Source organism: Arthrobacter sp. Alg241-R88 (assembly GCF_900537115.1).
GTDB lineage: Bacteria > Actinomycetota > Actinomycetes > Actinomycetales > Micrococcaceae > Arthrobacter.
In genome coordinates this window covers 804,175-823,710 of sequence record NZ_UNRG01000002.1, presented here as the reverse complement: position 1 = coordinate 823,710, position 19,536 = coordinate 804,175, and the positions used below count along the sequence as shown (strand labels likewise).

17 protein-coding genes and 2 tRNA genes are annotated in these 19,536 nt (G+C 64.7%); 12 read left to right on the top strand and 7 right to left on the bottom strand.

Features of this window, described 5'->3' with window-relative positions:
* Window positions 1-26: 26 nt before the first annotated feature.
* On the top strand, window positions 27-686 hold the full coding sequence (locus G6R19_RS08605) for a hypothetical protein (protein ID WP_163164094.1): 660 nt from the start codon (window positions 27-29) through the stop codon (window positions 684-686).
* A 61-nt stretch (window positions 687-747) separates the two neighbouring features.
* On the opposite strand, the gene G6R19_RS08600 is transcribed toward G6R19_RS08605, so the two are convergent.
* Complete coding sequence (locus G6R19_RS08600) at window positions 748-1,200, bottom strand: globin (protein WP_163164093.1); 453 nt, start codon at window positions 1,198-1,200, stop codon at window positions 748-750.
* 2 nt (window positions 1,201-1,202) lie between these two features.
* Entirely contained in the window at window positions 1,203-1,886 is a 684-nt protein-coding gene (locus tag G6R19_RS08595) for a mechanosensitive ion channel domain-containing protein (RefSeq protein ID WP_163164092.1), read from the bottom strand.
* A 118-nt stretch (window positions 1,887-2,004) separates the two neighbouring features.
* Between G6R19_RS08595 and G6R19_RS08590 the strand changes: the two genes are divergently transcribed.
* Window positions 2,005-2,997: an epimerase gene (locus tag G6R19_RS08590; RefSeq protein WP_163164091.1), complete on the top strand. Its 993-nt coding sequence runs from the start codon at window positions 2,005-2,007 to the stop codon at window positions 2,995-2,997.
* Between the two features lie 33 nt (window positions 2,998-3,030).
* On the opposite strand, the gene G6R19_RS08585 is transcribed toward G6R19_RS08590, so the two are convergent.
* Together G6R19_RS08585 and pepN are read right to left on the bottom strand one after the other, a co-directional pair.
* Window positions 3,031-3,510: an OsmC family protein gene (locus tag G6R19_RS08585; protein ID WP_163164090.1), complete on the bottom strand. Its 480-nt coding sequence runs from the start codon at window positions 3,508-3,510 to the stop codon at window positions 3,031-3,033.
* Window positions 3,507-6,086, bottom strand: a complete 2,580-nt coding sequence (gene pepN, locus G6R19_RS08580; RefSeq protein ID WP_163164089.1) for an aminopeptidase N — start codon at window positions 6,084-6,086, stop codon at window positions 3,507-3,509. The genes G6R19_RS08585 and pepN overlap by 4 nt, the downstream gene beginning before the upstream one ends.
* A 168-nt stretch (window positions 6,087-6,254) precedes the next feature.
* On the opposite strand from pepN, the gene G6R19_RS08575 reads away from it, so the two are divergent.
* From G6R19_RS08575 to G6R19_RS08565, 3 genes are all read left to right on the top strand, one after another.
* Window positions 6,255-7,271: a hypothetical protein gene (locus tag G6R19_RS08575; RefSeq protein ID WP_163164088.1), complete on the top strand. Its 1,017-nt coding sequence runs from the start codon at window positions 6,255-6,257 to the stop codon at window positions 7,269-7,271.
* A gap of 78 nt (window positions 7,272-7,349) precedes the next feature.
* Window positions 7,350-7,844: a ribose-5-phosphate isomerase gene (locus G6R19_RS08570; protein WP_163164087.1), complete on the top strand. Its 495-nt coding sequence runs from the start codon at window positions 7,350-7,352 to the stop codon at window positions 7,842-7,844.
* A complete protein-coding gene (locus G6R19_RS08565) occupies window positions 7,844-8,785 on the top strand; it encodes an Fpg/Nei family DNA glycosylase (protein WP_163164086.1) in 942 nt (313 codons plus the stop codon). Before G6R19_RS08570 ends, G6R19_RS08565 begins: the two co-directional genes overlap by 1 nt.
* 76 nt (window positions 8,786-8,861) lie before the next feature.
* On the opposite strand, the gene G6R19_RS08560 is transcribed toward G6R19_RS08565, so the two are convergent.
* Window positions 8,862-8,935, bottom strand: a tRNA-Gly gene (locus G6R19_RS08560).
* A 152-nt stretch (window positions 8,936-9,087) separates the two neighbouring features.
* Between G6R19_RS08560 and G6R19_RS08555 the strand changes: the two genes are divergently transcribed.
* The 6 genes from G6R19_RS08555 to G6R19_RS08530 all read left to right on the top strand — a co-directional run bounded on the left by G6R19_RS08555 (window position 9,088) and on the right by G6R19_RS08530 (window position 14,356).
* Window positions 9,088-9,162: transfer RNA gene (locus G6R19_RS08555), tRNA-Pro, on the top strand.
* 81 nt (window positions 9,163-9,243) lie between these two features.
* Window positions 9,244-10,632, top strand: coding sequence for a trigger factor (tig, locus tag G6R19_RS08550; protein WP_163164085.1), 1,389 nt, complete (start codon window positions 9,244-9,246; stop codon window positions 10,630-10,632).
* 257 nt (window positions 10,633-10,889) lie between these two features.
* Window positions 10,890-11,516: an ATP-dependent Clp protease proteolytic subunit gene (locus G6R19_RS08545; protein WP_163164168.1), complete on the top strand. Its 627-nt coding sequence runs from the start codon at window positions 10,890-10,892 to the stop codon at window positions 11,514-11,516.
* Window positions 11,517-11,552: 36 nt separating this feature from the next.
* Window positions 11,553-12,212: an ATP-dependent Clp protease proteolytic subunit gene (locus G6R19_RS08540; RefSeq protein WP_013601337.1), complete on the top strand. Its 660-nt coding sequence runs from the start codon at window positions 11,553-11,555 to the stop codon at window positions 12,210-12,212.
* Window positions 12,213-12,387: 175 nt separating this feature from the next.
* Entirely contained in the window at window positions 12,388-13,668 is a 1,281-nt protein-coding gene (clpX, locus tag G6R19_RS08535; RefSeq protein ID WP_163164084.1) for an ATP-dependent Clp protease ATP-binding subunit ClpX, read from the top strand.
* 73 nt (window positions 13,669-13,741) lie between these two features.
* Window positions 13,742-14,356: a DsbA family protein gene (locus G6R19_RS08530; RefSeq protein ID WP_163164083.1), complete on the top strand. Its 615-nt coding sequence runs from the start codon at window positions 13,742-13,744 to the stop codon at window positions 14,354-14,356.
* 345 nt (window positions 14,357-14,701) lie between these two features.
* On the opposite strand, the gene valS is transcribed toward G6R19_RS08530, so the two are convergent.
* Window positions 14,702-17,323 (bottom strand): valine--tRNA ligase, encoded by a 2,622-nt coding sequence (gene valS / locus G6R19_RS08525; RefSeq protein WP_163164082.1) that lies wholly within the window; start codon window positions 17,321-17,323, stop codon window positions 14,702-14,704.
* Between the two features lie 116 nt (window positions 17,324-17,439).
* Between valS and G6R19_RS08520 the strand changes: the two genes are divergently transcribed.
* Window positions 17,440-18,198 (top strand): SDR family oxidoreductase, encoded by a 759-nt coding sequence (locus G6R19_RS08520; protein WP_163164081.1) that lies wholly within the window; start codon window positions 17,440-17,442, stop codon window positions 18,196-18,198.
* Here G6R19_RS08520 and G6R19_RS08515 read toward each other — a convergent pair.
* The gene (locus G6R19_RS08515; protein ID WP_163164080.1) at window positions 18,195-19,205 is read right to left on the bottom strand and encodes an endonuclease/exonuclease/phosphatase family protein; all 1,011 of its coding nucleotides are present in this window, start codon (window positions 19,203-19,205) and stop codon (window positions 18,195-18,197) included. The genes G6R19_RS08520 and G6R19_RS08515 overlap by 4 nt on opposite strands.
* Between the last annotated feature and the right edge of the window lie 331 nt (window positions 19,206-19,536).

Below are 19,536 nucleotides of genomic sequence, written 5' to 3'. Positions count from 1 at the left end.
AAGGTGCAGCCGGTAGTGTTCTTGGTGTGTCTGATCTACTCACCTCGTCCTTCCGTTTCGCCGATCCCCGGGATCTCGCCGACCTGAAGACCTTTGCCACACGCGCCAAATCCATTGACGACGGCGCCATCCGCCTTCAGGCCGCGGGTTCCGTTCTCGCCGCGTACGTCTGTGTGCTGCGGCCACGGGTGCTCGGCGAATCGACCCCGACTATCCTCGGACTGCGCACCATGGCGCTGGCGGAGCCGTCCGGGACTGACGTCACCGTCCCCCTCGCGGCAGTTCTTGACCGGCTTGCGCGTGCGGGGGAGGACGACGTCGAACTTCCGGTTCCGCCGTCCACCGTCACCGAGTCCTGGACCGGCGTCGGCGCACCCAGGAGCGGGTGGGAGCTGCTGGGTTCACGCAGCGATGCAGAGTTGCGGCGTGCCGCAGAGGCCGGCATCACTGAAGTGGCCGGAATCGTGCCGGACAGGCCCGGCGCGCTGATCGTCAACAACGCCCGGGCAGCCGTCTGGGGCAGGGAACTTGATGACTCAGGACTGCCGGCAGGCGCCGCCTTCGCAGCACTCGCCCTGGGCTTCCTCGCCGACGGCGACCAGAAGCTTTACCGCGCCGGCCGCTGGTTCCGGCTCACGGGTCCGCGCGGACACGTCCTCGCACGGACGGGAAGCGGACTGCTCTAACGGTAGGCCGCAGCGACCGGATTGAGGGCGGCAACCACCACCGCTGCCGCAGGCAGGTCGGTCACTGCCCGGCCGGGCTGTTCACCATGGACAAGGCTGCGCGCTCCATGTAATCCCAGAGGGTTCCCTCGTACAGGGGCGGGAGTTCCAGTGCGTCCACAGCTGTGCGCATGTGGAAGAGCCAGCGGTCCTTGGCCTCCGGCGTCACCTTGAAGGGCATGTGGCGCATGCGCAGCCGGGGATGGCCGCGTTCTTCCCCGTAGGTGGTGGGCCCGCCCCAATACTGCTCCAGGAACATCAGGAACCTGCGCTTGGCGGGCACCAGGTCCTCTTCGGGGTACATCGGCCGGAGCAGCGGATCCGTCGCCACGCCGTCGTAAAAAACATCGATCAGCTTGACGAAGGTTTCATGGCCGCCCACAGCGTCATAAAAGTTGTCGGTGTAGCCGGGCTGGCTGAACGGATCGTTCTGCATCAGCTGGCGGGGCCGCTGCGGTTCGATGGGGATGGTCATTGCTAGTCTCCGGCCTTCTGGTCCGTCTTTTTCGGTTCGGCGTGATCGGTGCCCTGGTCCGTGGTCCCGTCAGGCGACTCATGCAGCGGCACGTAGTTGCCCTGCGAACGGTTGCCGACCCGGAGGATCTCGCCGTTGCGGAGATACCAGATGGCGCCGTCGTCGGACCGCACGCGCGTGATGCGCAGGCCCATGGACTCCACCACACCAACAACCTCGCTGGTTTCGATCACATCGCCGATTCCGTACTGGTCTTCAATGGTAATAAAAATCCCGGCCAGGAAGTCGCGGATCAGCTGCTGGGCACCAAAACCGATGGCGACACCCAGGATGCCCACGCTGGTGAGGAGGGGTGCGATATTGATGTCCAGGTTCTGCAGGACGTACATGCTGGTGATGACCACCACCAGCACACCGACGATGCTGTTCAGCAGCGACCCGATGGTTTCAGCGCGCTGTACCCGCCGTTCATGGTCCAGTGCCCGCAGTGCCGGCGCCGCCCATTTGAACGTGGGCCTCTTGAAAAAATTGCTGCCTGCCGCCACGCGGCTGGTAATACGGGAGATCACAAAAGTGGCAACCAGCCAAATGGCAACGCCCACGCCGAGGCTGATCACGATGCCCGTGATGCTGATGCCGTCCGGTTCGGTGGTGGCGGAAGGAATGATTGACAACATACTGACCATAGGGGGGAAGTACTCCTGGGGTTCCCCGGCGGTGCCGGGATGCGGGGGCCGGAGCGCCGGTTATGCCCGGCGCGGAAGGCTCTGTTCTCCTTCAACCCTAGCGCCGTAGCGTAGCCGCATGCGCATTCTTGTCCTGGGCGGAACCGCCTTCCTGTCCGCAGAAATCGTCCGCCAGGCAGTCGCCGCGGGGCATAAGGTAACCTGCCTCGCCCGCGGCTCGGCTGCTGATCCGCCACCGGGAGCAGCGTGGCTGAAAGCGGACCGCTGGCTGGGCGCAGAAGCCTACGACGGCGTTGAGGGGGAGTGGGACGAGGTCATCGACGTCGCCCGCGATCCCGTGCCGGCGTCAGCAGCGCTGGACGCCCTCGCAGGCCGGGCAGCCCACTGGACATTCGTCTCCAGCTGCTCCGTTTACGCCGATGCTGCGGTGCCCGGCGCCGCCGAGGACGCCGCCCTCCTCCCGGCGTTGGCGCCAGGGACGCCTTCGACGCCGGAGAATTACGGTGAGTCCAAGGCCGCCATTGAGGCGGCAACCCTCACAGCGGCCGGTGGGAAGGCCCACCTGTGCCGTGCAGGCCTGATCGGGGGACCTGGTGACGGCTCGGACCGCTACGGTTACTGGCCCGCGCGGTTCGCCAGGGACAACAGCCCTGCCATCGTTCCGGATATAGCCGATCACGCAACACAGGTCATCGACGTACGGGACCTTGCCGCCTGGATCCTGCTCGCCGCGGAGCAGGGAATCACCGGGGCACTGAACGCACTGGGGGACCAGGTCCCCTTTGGCGAGTACATCAGCGCGTCCAGGCAGGCGGCGGGCCATGACGGAGAAGTGGTCGCCGCGCCTGGGGACTGGCTGGCCGACCAGGGCGTCAGCTACTGGGCGGGCCCGGACTCGCTGCCGCTGTGGCTCCCGCCCGGGCACGAGGGCTTTATGGCCAGGAGCAACAAGGCCGCGGTGGACGCCGGCCTCCCGATCCGGCCATGGCAGGAGACGCTGGCAGACACGCTGGCTGATGAACGCCGGCGCGGGCTGGACCGGCCCCGAAAAGCCGGCCTGGCGCCGGAAACGGAAGCGCGGCTGGTCGGCATCCTGCGCAACCGGGTGTGACCAGCCCAGCAACGGCAGCCAAGACAACCCCGGTTAGTGCTGTCCGGCGACCGTGACGGGGACATGCTCCACCGGGAAGTTCACGCTGCGGGCGATAAAGCACAACTGGTTGGCTTCATGGTGCAGCTGCCCGGCCAGCTCCAGGTGGCGCCCGTCCGCCATTGTCACCTGCGGGCGCAGCGTCACACTCTCGAACTGGCCGCTGCCGTCCCGGTTCAGCTTCATCAGCCCGGTTGCCTCGTCGCGGTAGTCCGTCACCACGACGCCGTGCTTCACCGCCACATGCAGGAAGGACAGCATGTGGCACTGGGCAAGGGCAGCCAGGAGGAGCTGCTCCGGGTTGTAACGTTCCCTGTCGCCGTGGAACGTGGGGTCGGCTGAGCCCTTCAGAGCCGGCAGCCCCGGAATCAGGACGTCGTGGTCGCGGGAGTAGCCCCGGTACGACGACGTTCCCCCGCCCAGGTTGCCGGTCCACTGGACGGTCAGTGCATAGCGGTGCTCGCCCAGCGTCACAATGCCGGCCCTGCCTCACCCGGAAGGACGTCAGCGGCGCGTGCACGCAATGCCCGGGCAACCCCGTCGCGGTTTTCCAGCATCATCCGCCGAAGGGCGGCGCTCTGCGGCGGGAGCGCGGCCAGGAAGCCGTCGGTACGGTCAACGGTGGCCTGGGTGGTCAGCAACGCCGGGTAGAGCCCGACGACGATCTGCTGGGCCAGTGCGTGGGTGCGGGTTTCCACGATCCCCGGCACCGCCTCGAAATACTTCTCCGCGTACGGCTCCAACAGGGACCGGTCCAGGACCCGCATGAAGCCGGTCACCGCCGACCCCTGAAGGGCATTGGAGAGTTCGCCTTTGACCACAATCGAGTCCCAGGCTGCGGCCTTCGCCTCGGGCGTGGGGATCGCCGCCTTTGCCTGGGCAGCCGCGTTCTGGCCGCTGGAGGTGTTGTCCCGCTGCAATTCGGCATCGATGCCATCCTGCGCCAGCCGGCCACCCACCACCAGTGAAGTCACCAGTTCCCAGCGCAGGTCCTGGTCAACAGTCAGCCCGTCCAGAACCAGCGAGCCGTCAAGAAGGCCCGCCACTGTGTCCAGCTGGCTTCCACTGCGCGCCAGCAGGGCGAAGGATTTCACGAACTGCAGCTGGGCGTCCGAGCCGCCGGGCACCTCAGACGCCAGCTCCCACAGCCGGTCCGTTGCAGTTACGGCCGTGGCCTCGCGGTGCTCCTCGGCGACGTAGAAATTCAGCGTGGTGGCCAATTGGCGGAGCTGGACCAGGATTACCGACGAGTCGGTCTCCGCGGCCACATTGGCAAGGATCAGTTCCACGTAGCGCCGCGCCGGCGTTTCGCCGTCCCGGGCAGCATCCCAGGCGGAGTTCCACACCAGGGTCCGCGGCAGGCTTTGGCTGAAGTCCTTCAGGTGGGCGGTGGCGGTGGCAAGAGACTTCTCGTCGAGCCGGACCTTGGCGTAGGCGAGGTCGTCGTCGTTTACGAGGATCAGGTCCGGCTGAGCCATGCCAACCAGTTCCGGAACGTCGGTGCGCTCGCCGTCAACGTCCAGTTCCTCGCGGTGCACCCGCTCGAGCTTCCCGGCGTCGTCCAGGTTGTAGAAGCCCACGGCGAGCCGGTGCGGACGGATGGTGGGCCACTCCTCGACGGCGGACTGCAGAACTGCAAAGGAAGTCAGCCGGCCGTCGCTGTCCACTGCCAGCTCAGGCTTGAGGGTGTTCACGCCGGCCGTCTCCAGCCATTGCCTTCCCCATTCGTCCAGGTCGCGGCCGCTGGCTTTCTCCAGCTCCACCAGGAGGTCGCTCAGTTCCGTGTTCTGCCAGGAGTGCTTGGCGAAGTACTCCCGGACGCCGGCCATAAACTGCTCCGGCCCCACCCACGCCACCAGCTGGCGCAGGACAGAGGCGCCTTTCGCATACGTGATGCCGTCGAAGTTCACCTCAACGTCCTGGAGGTCGTTGATCTCGGCGAAGATCGGATGGGTGGTGGGAAGCTGGTCCTGGCGGTACGCCCATGACTTTTCCACGGACGCGAAGGTGGTCCACGCGCTCGTGAAGGAGGTGGCTTCCACGGCCGCGAGGTGCGACATGTACTCGGCGAAGGACTCGTTGAGCCACAAATCGTTCCACCAGCGCATGGTCACCAGGTCGCCGAACCACATGTGTGCGAGCTCGTGCAGGACGGTGATGGCCCGGCGTTCGATCTGGGCGCCGGTGACCTTGCTGCGGAAGACGTAGCCCTCAAGGATGGTCACGGCCCCGGCGTTCTCCATGGCGCCGGCATTGAACTCCGGAACGAAGAGCTGGTCGTACTTCTCGAAGGGGTAGGGGCAGCCGAACTGCGCCTCGAAGAATTCAAAGCCCTGCCGGGTCAGCTCGAAAATGTTCTCTGCGTCGAGGTACTGCATCAGCGACTTCCGGGCGAAGACTCCCAGCGGGATGACCCTGCCGTCAGAGCTCGCCACCTCGCTGCGCACGGACTGGTACGGCCCTGCGATCAGGGCGGTGACATAGGAGGACAGCCGCGGAGTGGGGGAGAAGGACCAAACGGAGCGGGCACCGCCGTCATCCCCCGGGGTGGTTTCCACAGGCACCGGGGTGGGGGAGTTGGAGATGACATCCCAGTGCGAGGGTGCGGTGACCGTGAAGGTGAAGGCTGCCTTCAGGTCCGGCTGCTCGAACACCGCAAATATCCTGCGCGAATCGGGAACCTCGAACTGCGTGTAGAGGTAGACCTCGTTGTCCACGGGGTCCACGAACCGGTGGAGGCCTTCGCCGGTATTCATGTACGGAGCATCCGCCACGATGGTGAGCTCGTTGTTCTCTGCGAGGTCCGGCAGCTGGATCCGAACCCCGTCCGAAACGGCGGCCGGATCAAGGCTGCGGCCGTTGAGCACCACACTGTGAACGGCGGCGGTGACGGCGTCAATGAAAGTGGAGGATCCCGGCTTGGCGCCAAACTTCACCGTGGTGGTGCTGCCAAAGACCTTTCCGCCGCGGGTCAGGTCCAGGCTGACATCGTAGGACTCGACGGAAATCAGTTCGGCACGCCCGCTGGCTTCAGCGCGCGTCAGATTCATACCTGGCAAAGTGGGGCCTCCAGAATAAGTGCGTCAGCCGGCTGGCGGTGCCCAGCGGCGGCACTGATCATTCTTGCATTCCTTCACCCCCGAACAAGTAGCGCCGCTCACAGTGGGTATGGAGACTGGTGGGAAGCCATTGGCCGGCGGCGGGAGTAGCGTTAAAACATGGGGAAGTTCATGGAGTCGGTGGACACCAAGGCCCTGCGCTTCGTGGCGGGGTTCCCGGTGGTGGTTGGAGCCGCTTTCGTGGTCTGTGCTTTTTTGCTTCGGCCGGACCTTCCTGAGCCGCTCGCCATTCGATGGAATGACGACGGCGGCGCCGCCTTCGCGCCCTTTGCCGCCTATGTCACGGGGGGCGCCCTGATGATTGTGGCCGCCGGCTGGCTGGTTCTCTCCCAGGCGCTGCCGGTCAGCAGGCCGGTTCCCATGCGCCGGATCATGATGGGCGCCGGGCTGTTCCTGTGCCTCTTCGTTGCCACCGCCCTGGCTGCCGGACTCGTTGGCCAGACCGGCCTGGCAGATGCCCGCGAGTCCCGGGTGGACCTCACTGTCCTTGCGCTGGGAAGCGGGGCTGCCGTGTCCCTCGGCGTCATTATCGCCTTCGTCTACAAGGCGGACCAGCAATGGTCCGCCGACGACGATAAGGCCCTGCAGCTTGCCATCGCCAGGGAGCTGGACCCTGACCTGTCGCGGGACACCATCCGGCTTTGGGTCCATGCCCGCAGCTCTGTCTTTGTCATGATCGGCATAGCCTCGCTGTTTCCCGCCGCGCTGATTGCCATCGCCGTGCCCTGGCTCGGAGTCCTGCTGGTGGTCCTGGCCGTCGTCGGCGCGGCTTTCCTCTGTGCCCGGATCAAGGCGGACCGGCGCGGGCTTAAAGTCCTGCTGGCCGGCGTCGTGCCTGTTATGGATGTCCCGGCAGGCGCCATTTCGGCGGCGAACGCAGCCGATGTCCGCGCCGCCGACTATGGCGGCTGGGGCTACCGGCACCACAGCGGGACCGCCGCCATGCTGGTCAGCAGCGGCCCCGCCGTCGTGGTGAAAAAGACCGATGGGCAGAGCCTTGCAGTGAGCGGCGGGAGCCAGGCCTCGGCAGCGCGGCTGGCCGAGGTCCTCACGCGCGTGGCGGCACGGGCCCGTGGCGGCAGCGGTCCGTCCGCGGCCGGCCAGCCGGAGTCCTAGTATTCTTGTCCGTGTTGTTCACCCCGGCCTGCACCCTTCGTGCCGGCCGCCAGCGCCCACACCGAACGGATTCTGCTCGTGACTTCTTCCCCTGCCTTCCCGCGGGTACACATCGCCACCGACCACGCCGGCATGGAACTTAGCGCCCACCTGGTATCCCACCTGACGGCCAAAGGCTATGAGGTGGTGGACCACGGTCCGAAGGTCTACGACGCCCAGGACGACTACCCGTCGTTCTGCATCAATGCCGCCCTGGCCGTGGTCGCTGACCAGCAGGCCGGCGTCCACGCGTTGGGCATCGTGCTGGGCGGATCAGGAAACGGGGAACAGATTGCAGCCAACAAAGTGAAGGGTGTCAGGGCAGCACTGGCGTGGAACCACTCCACCGCCACCCTCGCCCGCGAGCACAACGACGCCAACGTGGTGGCTGTGGGCGGCCGCCAGCACACCGTGGAGGAAGCAACGGAGCTGATCGAAGCGTTCCTGGCGGAGCCCTTCAGCAACGATGAGCGCCACGTCCGCAGGATCGGCAAAATCGCCGCCTATGAAACTACCGGCGAGGTCATCGAGTAGTGCCGGAAGGGCATACCCTCCGGCGCCTGGCACGGCAGTTCGGGGACGTTTTCGCCGGCCAGCGGCTCGCTGTATCCAGCCCGCAGGGCCGGTTCGCCGGGGGAGCCGCGCTGCTGGACGGGCACACGCTTGTTGCTGCCGAGGCCCATGGAAAACACCTGTTCCTGCACTTCGACCATTCGCTGGTGCTGCACGTCCACTTGGGCCTCTACGGGGCCTGGACCTTTGGCGGAGACAGCACTTTCGCAGGGTCCTCCAGCATCGGCGCTCCCCGCCGGGTGGGGGAGCAGGAAACCTTCGGTGGCGACGGCGGTGACTCTGGTGTGTACACCGGCCCGCCGGAGCCGGTGGGGGCCGTGCGTGTGCGGATCGTGGGCAGCAACGGCTGGGCGGACCTCCGCGGGGCGACGACCTGCGAAACCATCACCGTTGCCGAGGCCGACGCCGTGCTGGCCCGGCTGGGCCCGGATCCACTGGTCAACCGCCGGGGGGATGCCGGCCGGTTCGCCGCAAATCTCCAAAGCCGCAAAACCCCGGTGGCTGCGCTGCTGATGGACCAGAAGATTATTGCCGGAGTGGGAAACGTATACCGTGCGGAAGTCCTTTTCCGGCGGCGGCTGGATCCGTGGCTGCCGGGCAGTGACGTTCCGGACACCGAGGCACGCAAGCTGTGGCGCGACGTCGTATCCGTGATGGGCGACGGCGTCTCGGACGGCAGGATCATCACCACCACGCCCAGGTACTGGTCCGGAAACGGCAAGACCGCCAAGGCTGCGGCTGACGCAGCTGCGCTCAAGAACGACAGCTTCCCGGCCAAAGAAAATGCCCACTTCGTCTATAAACGCAACGGGCTGCCGTGCCGGGTGTGCGGTACCACGGTGCTGATGGCCGAACTGGTGGCGCGCAAGCTCTACTGGTGTCCGTACTGCCAGCAGTCCTAGCAACACCAAAGACACGACGCTCCGAACGAGTGCCGGCACAAACAAAAAGGCCCCTCAGCGAGGGGCCTTTTGATCTTGGAGGGGACGACGGGAATCGAACCCGCGTAATCAGTTTGGAAGACTGAGGCTTTACCATTAAGCTACGTCCCCGAAAGAAGGTCCAGCTGCAGGGCCGTGAGGCGCTGGCAGTGTGGCAACTTCGGGCTGGCTGTTGAAGCCGGATACAACTAAACCTAATTCATGGGGTACGTGTCAAATGTGCAAACTTGGCGCGTATGACCGTAGACTTGCCTGTGCACTTACGGGGTGTAGCTCAGCTTGGCTAGAGCGCCTGCTTTGGGAGCAGGAAGTCGCAGGTTCAAATCCTGTCACCCCGACTCTGCGGCCCGGACCTGTCGGCCTGGACAAAACATTGCGTTTGCAGAAACCCATCCCACAAACCCAGGAGTACTTAGACCGTGAAGAGCGCTGTCGAGAACCTCACCCCCACGCGGGTCAAGCTCAATGTTGAGGTCCCCTTTGAGGAATTGAAGCCCAGCATCGACTCGGCCTACAAGACCGTTGCTTCGCAGATCCAGGTCCCTGGCTTCCGTAAGGGCAAGGTCCCCGCAAAGCTGATCGACCAGCGCGTCGGCCGCGGCTACGTCTTGGAGACGGCCATCAACGAAGGCCTCAACGGCTGGTACCAGGCTGCTGTCCAGGAATCCGGCATCCGTCCCCTGAGCCGTCCCGAGGTGGAGATCACCGAGGTTCCGGATCCCTCCGCCACGGATGGCGGCCTGAAGTTCGCCGCCGAGGTGGACGTCCGCCCCGAAATCGAGCTGCCCGACTACGCCGGCATCCAGGTTGAGGTTGCTGCAGCCCAGTCCTCGGACGAAGACGTTGACAAGGCCCTCGACGAACTGCGCGGCCGCTTCGGCACGCTGAAGTCCGTGGAGCGTCCGGCTGCCGACGGCGACTTCCTCACCATCGACATCACCGCCACCATTGAGGGCGAAGAGGTGGATTCCGCTGCCGGCCTGTCCTACCAGGTTGGCTCCGGCACCATGCTCGAAGGCCTCGATGAAGCCGTGACCGGCCTCAGCATCGACGAGGACGCAATCTTCAACACCACCCTGGTGGGCGGCGACCACGCCGGCGAAGAAGCACAGGTCAAGGTGGTTGTGAAGGCCGTCAAGGAACGCGAGCTTCCTGAAGCGAACGACGACTTCGCGCAGCTGGCTTCCGAATTCGACACCCTTGCCGAGCTCCGCGAAGACCTGGCCAAGCAGGCCGCAGACTCCAAGGTCGTAGAGCAGGGCGTCGAAGCCCGCGACAAGGTCCTGGACAAGCTCGTTGAGCTGGTAGAGGTTCCCGTTCCGGATTCAGTGGTGGAAGAGCAGCTCGAAGCCCACTTCAAGGAGGGCAACGGCCACGGTGAAGGCGAGCACGACACCGAGGAGCACCGTGAAGAGGTCCGGGCCAACACCGCCCGCGCTTTCCAGAACGAGATCATCCTGGACGCCATCGCGGAAAAGGAAGAAGTCAACGTCAGCCAGAACGAGCTGATCGACTACATCGTCACCACTGCAAGCCAGTACGGCATGGACCCCAACCAGTTCGCCCAGATCATTGACCAGAGCGGCCAGGTCCCCATGATGGTTTCCGAGGTCCGCCGCCGCAAGGCACTGGCAGTTGTCCTCGGCCAGGCCACGGTGACCGACACCGACGGCAAGGCTGTTGACCTCAGCGACTTCGTCCGTCCCGGCGGCGAAGAGGAAGCTCCCGCCGTGGAGGCCGAAGAAGCTGCAGTAGCCGAAGCACCTGAGGCTGCTGCTGAGGAAGACACGGCAGAGGCCAAGGCCTAGTACACCGCTGTAAGCGCAGTACTGAGCTGTAAAGCAGTGTGAACGGCCCCCGGATCAGGCGATCCGGGGGCCTTTTGCATTGGTTCAGGGCATGTCCCCGCACGGGGCCTGCCGATCGTGCGCCGTCAGCGAACAGCCCATGGTGCGCGAACAAAACGTCGGTGAAACCGGTTAGTGTCCAAGTAGTGATTTTCAGTGATGTCACCGTCACCAGCGAGAGGTAAGTACACATGTCACAGCACGCAGAGGCCCCCCGGATGGCTACTGTCGATCCTGCAGCCCAGGACAACTACATCTACAACCGCCTCCTGAAGGAACGGATCATCTGGCTGGGCTCAGAGGTGCGTGACGAAAACGCCAACGCCATCTGCTCGCAGCTGCTCCTCCTGTCCGCGGAGAACCCGGACAAGGACATCTACCTTTACATCAACTCCCCGGGCGGATCCGTCACGGCAGGCATGGCCATCTACGACACCATGCAGTTCATCCCGAACGACGTCGTCACCGTCGCCACCGGCCTTGCCGCTTCCATGGGGCAGTTCCTGCTTTCCTCCGGCACGAAGGGCAAGCGGTACGCCACCCCGAACGCACGTGTGCTGATGCACCAGCCCTCCGGCGGCATCGGCGGCACGGCCTCGGACATCAAGATCCAGGCCGAACTCATCCTTCACATGAAGAAGGTCATGGCGGAACTGACGGCAGAGCAGACCGGCCAGACCGTCGACACCATCCTCAAGGACAATGACCGTGACAAGTGGTTCACCGCCACCGAAGCGCTCGAATACGGCTTCTTCGACAAAATCGCCGCCCACGCAGGTTCTGTTGCCGGCGGCGGCGGTACCTCGTCGAACGGTACCTCGGGCGAATCAGCCTCCGAGAAGTAAACCGGCACAAGAACACTCAGATCAGGAGCAAAGAAAATGAACTACAACTTCGGGTGGTCCGCCGGTAATCTTCCGTCCAGCCGCTACGTCCTGCCCCAGTTCGAGGAGCGCACGCCGTACGGCTTCAAGCGCCAGGACCCGTACACCAAGCTCTTCGAGGACCGCATCATCTTCCTCGGCGTACAGGTGGACGACGCCTCCGCAGACGACATCATGGCGCAGCTGCTGGTCCTGGAATCCACGGACCCGGACCGCGACATCACGCTCTACATCAATTCGCCGGGCGGATCCTTCACCGCCATGACGGCCATTTACGACACCATGCAGTACATCCGCCCTGAGATCCAGACCGTGTGCCTGGGTCAGGCGGCCAGTGCCGCTGCTGTCCTGCTGGCGGCCGGCACCCCGGGCAAGCGCCTTGCCCTCCCGAACGCGCGCGTCTTGATCCACCAGCCGGCACTGTCCGGCGGCCAGGGCGGCCAGGCCTCCGACCTTGAGATCCAGGCCGCCGAGGTCATGCGCATGCGTTCCTGGCTTGAGGACACGCTGGCGCACCACTCGGGCCGGACGTCGGAGCAGGTCAACAACGATATCGAGCGCGACAAGATCCTGACCGCGGAAGAAGCCCAGGTCTATGGCCTGATCGACCAGGTCCTGGATTCCCGCAAGATCAAACCGCAGGCCATCACCAGGTAGCGGTAAAGTAAAGCGCCGGTGGCGCCAATCATTTGGCTCCACCGGCCTTTTCCTTCCACCCTCGGGAGCGAATGTGACCTAGAGTGGATGTTGTCACCACCGGTCCACGCAGGCTGGTAGAGATTCCAGCAACGGTGCAAGGCTGCCTGGCAGCAAGATACTAAGGGGTTCACATATGGCTCGGATTGGCGAGAGCACGGATCTGCTGAAGTGCTCTTTCTGTGGAAAGAGCCAGAAGCAGGTGCGCAAGCTCATTGCCGGGCCCGGTGTCTACATCTGTGATGAATGCATTGAGCTTTGCAACGAAATCATCGAAGAGGAACTGGCAGAGGTTGCCGATCTTGGCAGCTTCGAGCTTCCCAAGCCGCGCGAAATCTTCGACTTCCTGCAGGAATACGTCATCGGCCAGGAGCCTGCGAAACGCTCCCTCGCTGTCGCCGTCTACAACCATTACAAGCGGATCCAGGCCGGCCACGCGCCGAAGTCGGGAAGCCTGGCCGAAGGCGGCCACCACGACGACGTTGAAATCGCCAAGTCCAACATTCTCCTGATCGGCCCCACCGGCTGCGGCAAGACCTACCTGGCCCAGACCCTCGCCCGCCGCCTGAACGTGCCTTTCGCCGTAGCTGATGCCACGGCCCTGACCGAAGCCGGCTACGTGGGCGAGGACGTGGAGAACATCCTCCTCAAGCTCATCCAGGCCGCGGACTACGACGTCAAAAAGGCCGAACAGGGCATCATCTACATCGATGAGATCGACAAGATTTCCCGCAAGAGCGAGAACCCCTCCATCACCCGCGATGTCTCGGGCGAAGGCGTCCAGCAAGCGCTGCTGAAGATCCTGGAAGGCACCGTTGCCTCGGTACCTCCGCAGGGCGGCCGGAAACACCCGCACCAGGAATTCATCCAGATCGACACCACCAATGTCCTGTTCATCGTCGCCGGTGCCTTTGCCGGCCTCGAGGAGATCATCGGCTCCAGGTCCGGACGCAAGGGGATCGGCTTCGGCGCGCCGCTCAACGACGCCAGCAAGAAGATCGACTCCTATGGTGAAGTGATGCCGGAGGACCTGCTGAAGTTCGGCCTCATTCCCGAATTCATCGGCCGGCTCCCCGTGATCACCACCGTGTCCAACCTGGACCGCGACGCCTTGATCCAGATCCTCTCCACGCCCAAGAACGCCCTGGTGAAGCAGTACCAGAAGATGTTCCAGATCGACGGCGTGGAACTGGTGTTTGATGACACCGCCCTGGATGCCATCGCGGAGCAGGCGCTGGAGCGCGGCACCGGTGCCCGCGGCCTGCGGGCCATCATGGAGGAAGTGCTGCTTCCCGTGATGTTCGACCTGCCCAGCCGGGAGGACGTAGCCAGTGTGGTCATCACGGAGGACGTCGTGCTGAAGGGCGCGGAGCCAACAATGATCCCGCATGTCGCCAAGCGCCGGAAGTCTGCCTGATAATTTTGCGCAACACACCGTCAGATGCGGCTGCCCCCTGCGCGGCCGCCTGCCACCTGAAGGAGTACCCCCTATGACTGACACTGCACTGAACAAGGCCGATTTCTGGTTTGACCCCCTGTGCCCCTTCGCCTGGATCACCTCGCGCTGGATCGGTGAAGTGGAGGGCGTCCGCGATATCGAAACCGTCTGGCATGTCATGAGCCTCGCCGTCCTGAACGAGGGCCGCGACCTGGAACCCGCGTACCGCGAATCCATGGACAACGCCTGGGGCCCGGTGCGCGTCATCATCGCCGCGCAGCAGGAGCACGGCCAGGAAGCGGTCAAGGCCTTGTATGACGCCATGGGTTCGCTGATCCACGAGCGCGGCGAGAAGGACCGTTCCGTTGTCATCACCAAGGCGCTGGCGGAATGCGGTCTTCCCGCCGGGCTGGCATCCGCGGCCACTACTGACACCTTTGATGGCCAGTTGCGCGCAAGCCACGAGGAAGGCATCTCGCTGGTGGGCCAGGACGTCGGGACGCCTGTGGTGGCCTTCAACGGAACCGCGTTCTTCGGACCTGTCCTCACCCGCATCCCGCGCGGCGAAGAGGCCGGCAAGCTGTGGGACGCCACCACCGCCCTCGCGTCGTACCCGCACTTCTTCGAACTGAAGCGCAGCCGCACCGAGCGGCCCGAATTCAGCTAGGACTGCTCCACGCGCCGGTCCGGCAGCACAGAGAGAGCCCCGGTAGAACTACTCGTTTGTAGTTCTACCGGGGCTCTTGCGCTTGCAGAGGGGCAGGACAAGAATGGTCTTTACCCACTTCGAAAGAAGTGGGACGCAGAAACCAAAGATTCAGTGATATGTCTTCGACGCAGCCATCGGCAAAGTCAGAAGCAAGCTACCAGTGACGAGGTAGGAAGACCTGAAGATCCGAGGATTCTGCCAGACCATCAAAGACGTCACCGGGATGGCCGAAAAGTCGAAGCCCCACCAACGGCAAAACGCTGATGGGGCTTCCCCTTTGCCCTAAAACGGGCGGCAGTACGGTCAGGCCTGGGCAGGTTCCTCCGTGGTGGCCAGGGCGACGTCGCTGACAGCCAGGTCGCCGTCGCCTACCAGCAGCGTGATTTCCCGGGCATTTGATGCGGCCTTGAGGTCGGCCAGCCCAGCCTTCAGCTGCGTGGTCAGCGCCTCGGAAGCCGTGATGGTCGCCGAGAGGACCTCGGTACGCTGCTTGACCTTCGCTTCGGACTTCGCCTTGCGGACGCCACTGAGGGCAACACCGACGGTTGCAAGCATCGTGGTGTCACCGCCCGGAACGTCCAACGGTGCGGGCCACTGGGCGCGGTGGACAGAACCGGTGCGCCACCATCCCCAGACCTCTTCGGTGGCGAAGGGCAGGAACGGCGCGAACAGGCGCAGCAGGGTATCCAGGGTGGTGGCCAGTGCTGCGAGGACGGAAGCCTGTTCGGCGTCGCCCGCGGCCCCGTAGGCCCGGTCCTTGATGAGCTCCACATAGTCATCCGTGAACTGCCAGAAGAAGCTTTCGGTGATCTGCAGTGCGCGCGCGTAATCGTAGTTCGCGAACGCCTTGGTGGACTGGGCCACAACCTCCGCGAGCTGGGCAAGGACGGCCCGGTCCAACTGGTTGGTCAGGACCGAAAGGTCACCGGACAGCACTGACGCCTCCGTGGCGCCGAGGTTCAGCACAAACTTCGAGGCGTTCAACAGTTTGATCGCAAGACGGCGGCCGATCTTCATCTGCGCAATCTCGTAGGCGGTGTCTGCCCCGAGCTTGGCTGAGGCCGCCCAATAGCGGACGGCATCGGAGCCGTATTCCTCCAGCACGTCGGTAGGTACCACCACGTTGCCCTTGGACTTGGACATCTTCTTGCGGTCGGGGTCCAGGATCCAGCCGGAAATGGCAGCGTGCTTCCACGGCGCACAGTTCTCCAGGGCATCGGCACGCACCACGGACGAGAAAAGCCAGGTCCGGATGATGTCGTGGCCCTGGGGCCGGACGTCAAAGGGGAACACCTTGGCGAACAGGTCCTCGTCGCGCTTCCAGCCGCCCACGATATTGGGAGTCAGCGATGACGTGGCCCAAGTGTCCAGGATGTCGGCGTCGCCGGTAAAGCCGCCGGGAACATCGCGCTGCGCTTCGTCGAACCCGGGCGCGGCGTCGGCGGCGGGGTCCACGGGCAGCTGCTCATCGGACGGAACGATAGGGGAGTCGTAGTCCGGGTTACCGTCGGAATCCAGCGGGTACCAGACGGGGATGGGCACGCCGAAGAAGCGCTGGCGGGACACCAGCCAGTCACCGTTCAGCCCGGAAATCCAGTTCTCGTACCGTGAACGCATAAAGGCGGGGTGGAAGTCGATCTCCTGCCCGCGGGCTATAAGCCGCTCCCGGCGGTCCTCGTCACGGCCGCCGTTCCGGATGTACCACTGGCGGGACGTAACAACTTCAAGGGGCTTGTCGCCCTTTTCGTAGAAGTTCACGGGGTGCATGATCTTCTTCGGCTCGCCATCCAGCAGGTCGGCGGCGGTGAGGAGTTTCACCACCTCTTCCTTCGCGCTGAAGACCGTCTTGCCCGCAATCGCGGCGAAGGCTTCACGGCCAATGTCCGTGGTGATCCACTCGGGAGCCTCGCTGACGATTCGGCCGTCCCGGCCCACGATGGCGCGGGTCGGAAGCTGCAGTTCGCGCCACCAGGTGACGTCGGTCAGGTCACCGAAGGTACACACCATCGCGATGCCGGAGCCCTTGTCCGCTTTGGCGAGCGGGTGTGCCTTCACCTCAACCTCAACGCCGAACACGGGGGACGTGACCTTCTTGCCGAACAGCGGCTGGTACCGTTCGTCGTCGGGATTCGCCACCAGCGCGGCGCACGCCGCGAGCAGTTCGGGACGGGTGGTTTCGATGTAGATCCTCTCCCCGTCCTCGGTGAAGAACGGATAGCGGTAGTACGCCCCGGGCACCTCGCGGTCCTCCAGTTCCGCCTGAGCCACTGCCGTGCGGAACGTCACGTCCCACAGCGTCGGCGCTTCGGCCATGTACGCGTCACCGGCGGCGAGGTTGGCCAGGAAGGCGCGCTGCGAGACTGCCCGCGAGTTGTCGTCGATGGTGCGGTAGGTGAGTTCCCAGTCCACGGAAAGGCCAAGGGTCTGGAAGAGGTTTTCGAAGACCTTCTCGTCCTCGACAGCAAGCTCTTCACACAGCTCGATGAAGTTGCGGCGGGAGACGACGTCGAAGTCCCGCTGGTTCTTCGCAGGCTGCGCCGGCGGCTGGTAGCCAGGGTTGTACGGGATGGAGGGATCGCAGCGGACGCCGTAGTAGTTCTGTACGCGGCGTTCGGTGGGCAGGCCGTTGTCGTCCCAGCCCATCGGATAGAAGACGTTCTTGCCGGTCATACGCTGGTAGCGGGCCAGCACGTCGGTCTGCGTGTAGGAGAACATGTGCCCCACGTGCAGCGATCCGGACGCGGTGGGAGGGGGAGTGTCGATCGAGTAGACCTGTTCCCGGGTGGTCTCCCGATCGAACTTGTAGGTCCCCTCGGCCAGCCAGCGCTGCGTGAGGGCAGCTTCAAGGCCCTCGAGGGCAGGTTTGTCCGGAACGTTGATGGGGGCGGTGGTGGGCGTGTCTGTACCCTGCGTGTGTTCAGCCATCCGACAATTGTTTCATGGACGGGCCCTTCCGCCGGTCGGCTGCCGCTCCCGTGCCGCCAAGGTCCCCATGTGTCATCTGGCGGCGTGCTGCGGGTGCCTGCCGCTAGGGTGGTGCCATGACTCAGGACTTCCAGAAAAAGGCAGCTTTGGTGACCGGCGCGAGCAGTGGAATCGGGGAGGCAACAGTCCGCGCCCTGGCAGCGCAGGGGTGGACGGTGTTTGCGGTGGCCCGCCGCGCAGAACGTCTCGCCGCCCTCGAAGCCCAGACAGGCGCCGTCGGAATTCCTGCCGACATTTCCGAGGACGACGACGTGTCCCGGCTGCTTGCCCGGGTGACGGAAGCCGGGGGAGTAGACACCCTGATCAACATCGCCGGCGGCGCCCGGGGCGCCGACACCGTGGGCCAGGCGAGCACCGAGGACTGGGAATGGATGTACCGGGTCAACGTGCTGGGCACCATGAAGCTCACCCGGGCGTTCCTGCCGATGCTCCGCGCACACGGCGAGGGAACCGTGCTGAACCTGACCTCGACTGCCGCGCTGGCTCCATATGAAGGCGGAGGCGGCTACAACGCTGCGAAGTCTGCCCAGCAGGCCATGACCGGGGCGCTGCGGCTGGAGGAAGCGGAGAACAACGTCCGCGTCATCGAAGTGGCTCCGGGGCTGGTGTACACGGAGGAGTTCGCGCTGAACCGGCTGGGCGACCGGCAGGCGGCCGAAAAGGTCTACCAGGGGGTGGAGAAGCCGCTCACGGCAGAAGACGTGGCGGAAGTGGTCCGGTACGCCGTCACAGCCCCGCACCACGTCAACCTGGACCAGATCGTGATCCGCCCTGTGGCGCAGGCCGCAAACCACAAACTGATCCGTAGGGGCTAGGGAGCCCTGACTTCAAGGGTTGCCACCACTGCCGCGTGGTCGGTCCCACGGATCCGATGAACCGAGTAGTCCCGCCCCGCAAGATCCGGGCTGGTGACCAGGTGGTCCAGCGTGACGCCGGGAAGCAGGTACCCCCGCGTTGGCCATGTGGGGACCAACCGGCTTCCCAGCGCCGATGCCACATCCACCAGCTTGCGGCGGCCGGTGGAGCCGTCCAGCAGGCTGCGGAACTCCCCGTGGTCATAGGTCGCATTAAAATCGCCGGCCAGCAGCAGCGGTCCGGAACCGGTATCGATCCGGGCAAGTTCCCTGAGGTCACTGCGCCACTTCTCCACTCCGTCCCCCACCGGTGCTACAGCGTGTACGGCCACCACCCGCAGGGCTGCACCATCCAGGGCATCGCCGAGGTCAAGGCTGGCAACCGGCATGGTGAACTGGGTAACCGGCAGCACGCCGGCCTCCCTCAATCCGAAGGAGGAATAGATAGCGCTCCCGCCGGCCCCGTCTTTGGGATGGGAAACCCGGTGCGGAAGCAGTCCGTCCAGCCCTGAGGCGGACAGCCTGGTTGCCAGATCCGGTGTGTACTCCTCCACCACCAGCAGGTCCACGTGCCGGTCGCGGACCAGGGCAACGATGTCGTTTGCCTCGGCACCACCCACCTCCGCATTGATGGTCATGGCAACGAACCTGGTGGTGGTTTCGGCAGCTTCCGCGGCAGGTTGCCGGATGTCCAAGGGGAAGAGCCAGAACGACTGGCACCCAATCAAGACCAATACCACTACCCGCTGCCAGCGGCTCCGCCCCAAAAAAGCCAGGACAAGTGATGCTGTTGCCGGCACCGCAAGCCACGGCGTAAAGGCCAGCAGCTGCACCACAAGCACCGGCCATTCCGCCGGCAAAGCGCGGAAGACCGACATCACCGCCACCGGCAGGGCCGCGGGAAGGAACAGCCAGCGGGACACAGCGGCTGTGCGCGTCCCTCCGGCGGGGCGGACGGAAGCTGTCATGAGGCGAGTCTAGGCAACAGCATTCCCTGCGTCAGCCCCGCTGCCGGGAATGGCATTGGGCGCCGCGGAAATAGTAGACTCGAAAGTGGCTATGACCCGGCTATCACCGGTGAGCTTCCGGAAGAACGCGCCAACCGCCTCACAGCGGGGACCGTCAGTAGAACCGGACGGGTAAGCCCGTCACAGCAGTAATGAGAGGCCGGAGCAGTCACGTTCCCAAGGAACTGGCGGCGCCGGTAAGTGAGGTGGTACCGCGGTCAGCGTGGGGTCCGGAGGACACCACGGCAGCCGTCCTCGCATCCTGAACGGAACTGTCCGGCGCAAGCCGGCA

What these genes read in the sequence shown, in the direction of transcription:
- G6R19_RS08540 (WP_013601337.1), top strand. Translation starts at nt 11,553, where the DNA reads ATGAACTACAACTTCGGGTGGTCCGCCGGTAATCTTCCGTCCAGCCGC.
- G6R19_RS08600 (WP_163164093.1), bottom strand. Translation starts at nt 1,200, where the DNA reads ATGACCATCCCCATCGAACCGCAGCGGCCCCGCCAGCTGATGCAGAAC.
- pepN (WP_163164089.1), bottom strand. Translation starts at nt 6,086, where the DNA reads ATGAATCTGACGCGCGCTGAAGCCAGCGGGCGTGCCGAACTGATTTCC.
- G6R19_RS08520 (WP_163164081.1), top strand. Translation starts at nt 17,440, where the DNA reads ATGACTCAGGACTTCCAGAAAAAGGCAGCTTTGGTGACCGGCGCGAGC.
- G6R19_RS08595 (WP_163164092.1), bottom strand. Translation starts at nt 1,886, where the DNA reads ATGGTCAGTATGTTGTCAATCATTCCTTCCGCCACCACCGAACCGGAC.
- G6R19_RS08590 (WP_163164091.1), top strand. Translation starts at nt 2,005, where the DNA reads ATGCGCATTCTTGTCCTGGGCGGAACCGCCTTCCTGTCCGCAGAAATC.
- valS (WP_163164082.1), bottom strand. Translation starts at nt 17,323, where the DNA reads ATGGCTGAACACACGCAGGGTACAGACACGCCCACCACCGCCCCCATC.
- G6R19_RS08515 (WP_163164080.1), bottom strand. Translation starts at nt 19,205, where the DNA reads ATGACAGCTTCCGTCCGCCCCGCCGGAGGGACGCGCACAGCCGCTGTG.
- G6R19_RS08575 (WP_163164088.1), top strand. Translation starts at nt 6,255, where the DNA reads ATGGGGAAGTTCATGGAGTCGGTGGACACCAAGGCCCTGCGCTTCGTG.
- G6R19_RS08545 (WP_163164168.1), top strand. Translation starts at nt 10,890, where the DNA reads ATGGCTACTGTCGATCCTGCAGCCCAGGACAACTACATCTACAACCGC.
- clpX (WP_163164084.1), top strand. Translation starts at nt 12,388, where the DNA reads ATGGCTCGGATTGGCGAGAGCACGGATCTGCTGAAGTGCTCTTTCTGT.
- G6R19_RS08530 (WP_163164083.1), top strand. Translation starts at nt 13,742, where the DNA reads ATGACTGACACTGCACTGAACAAGGCCGATTTCTGGTTTGACCCCCTG.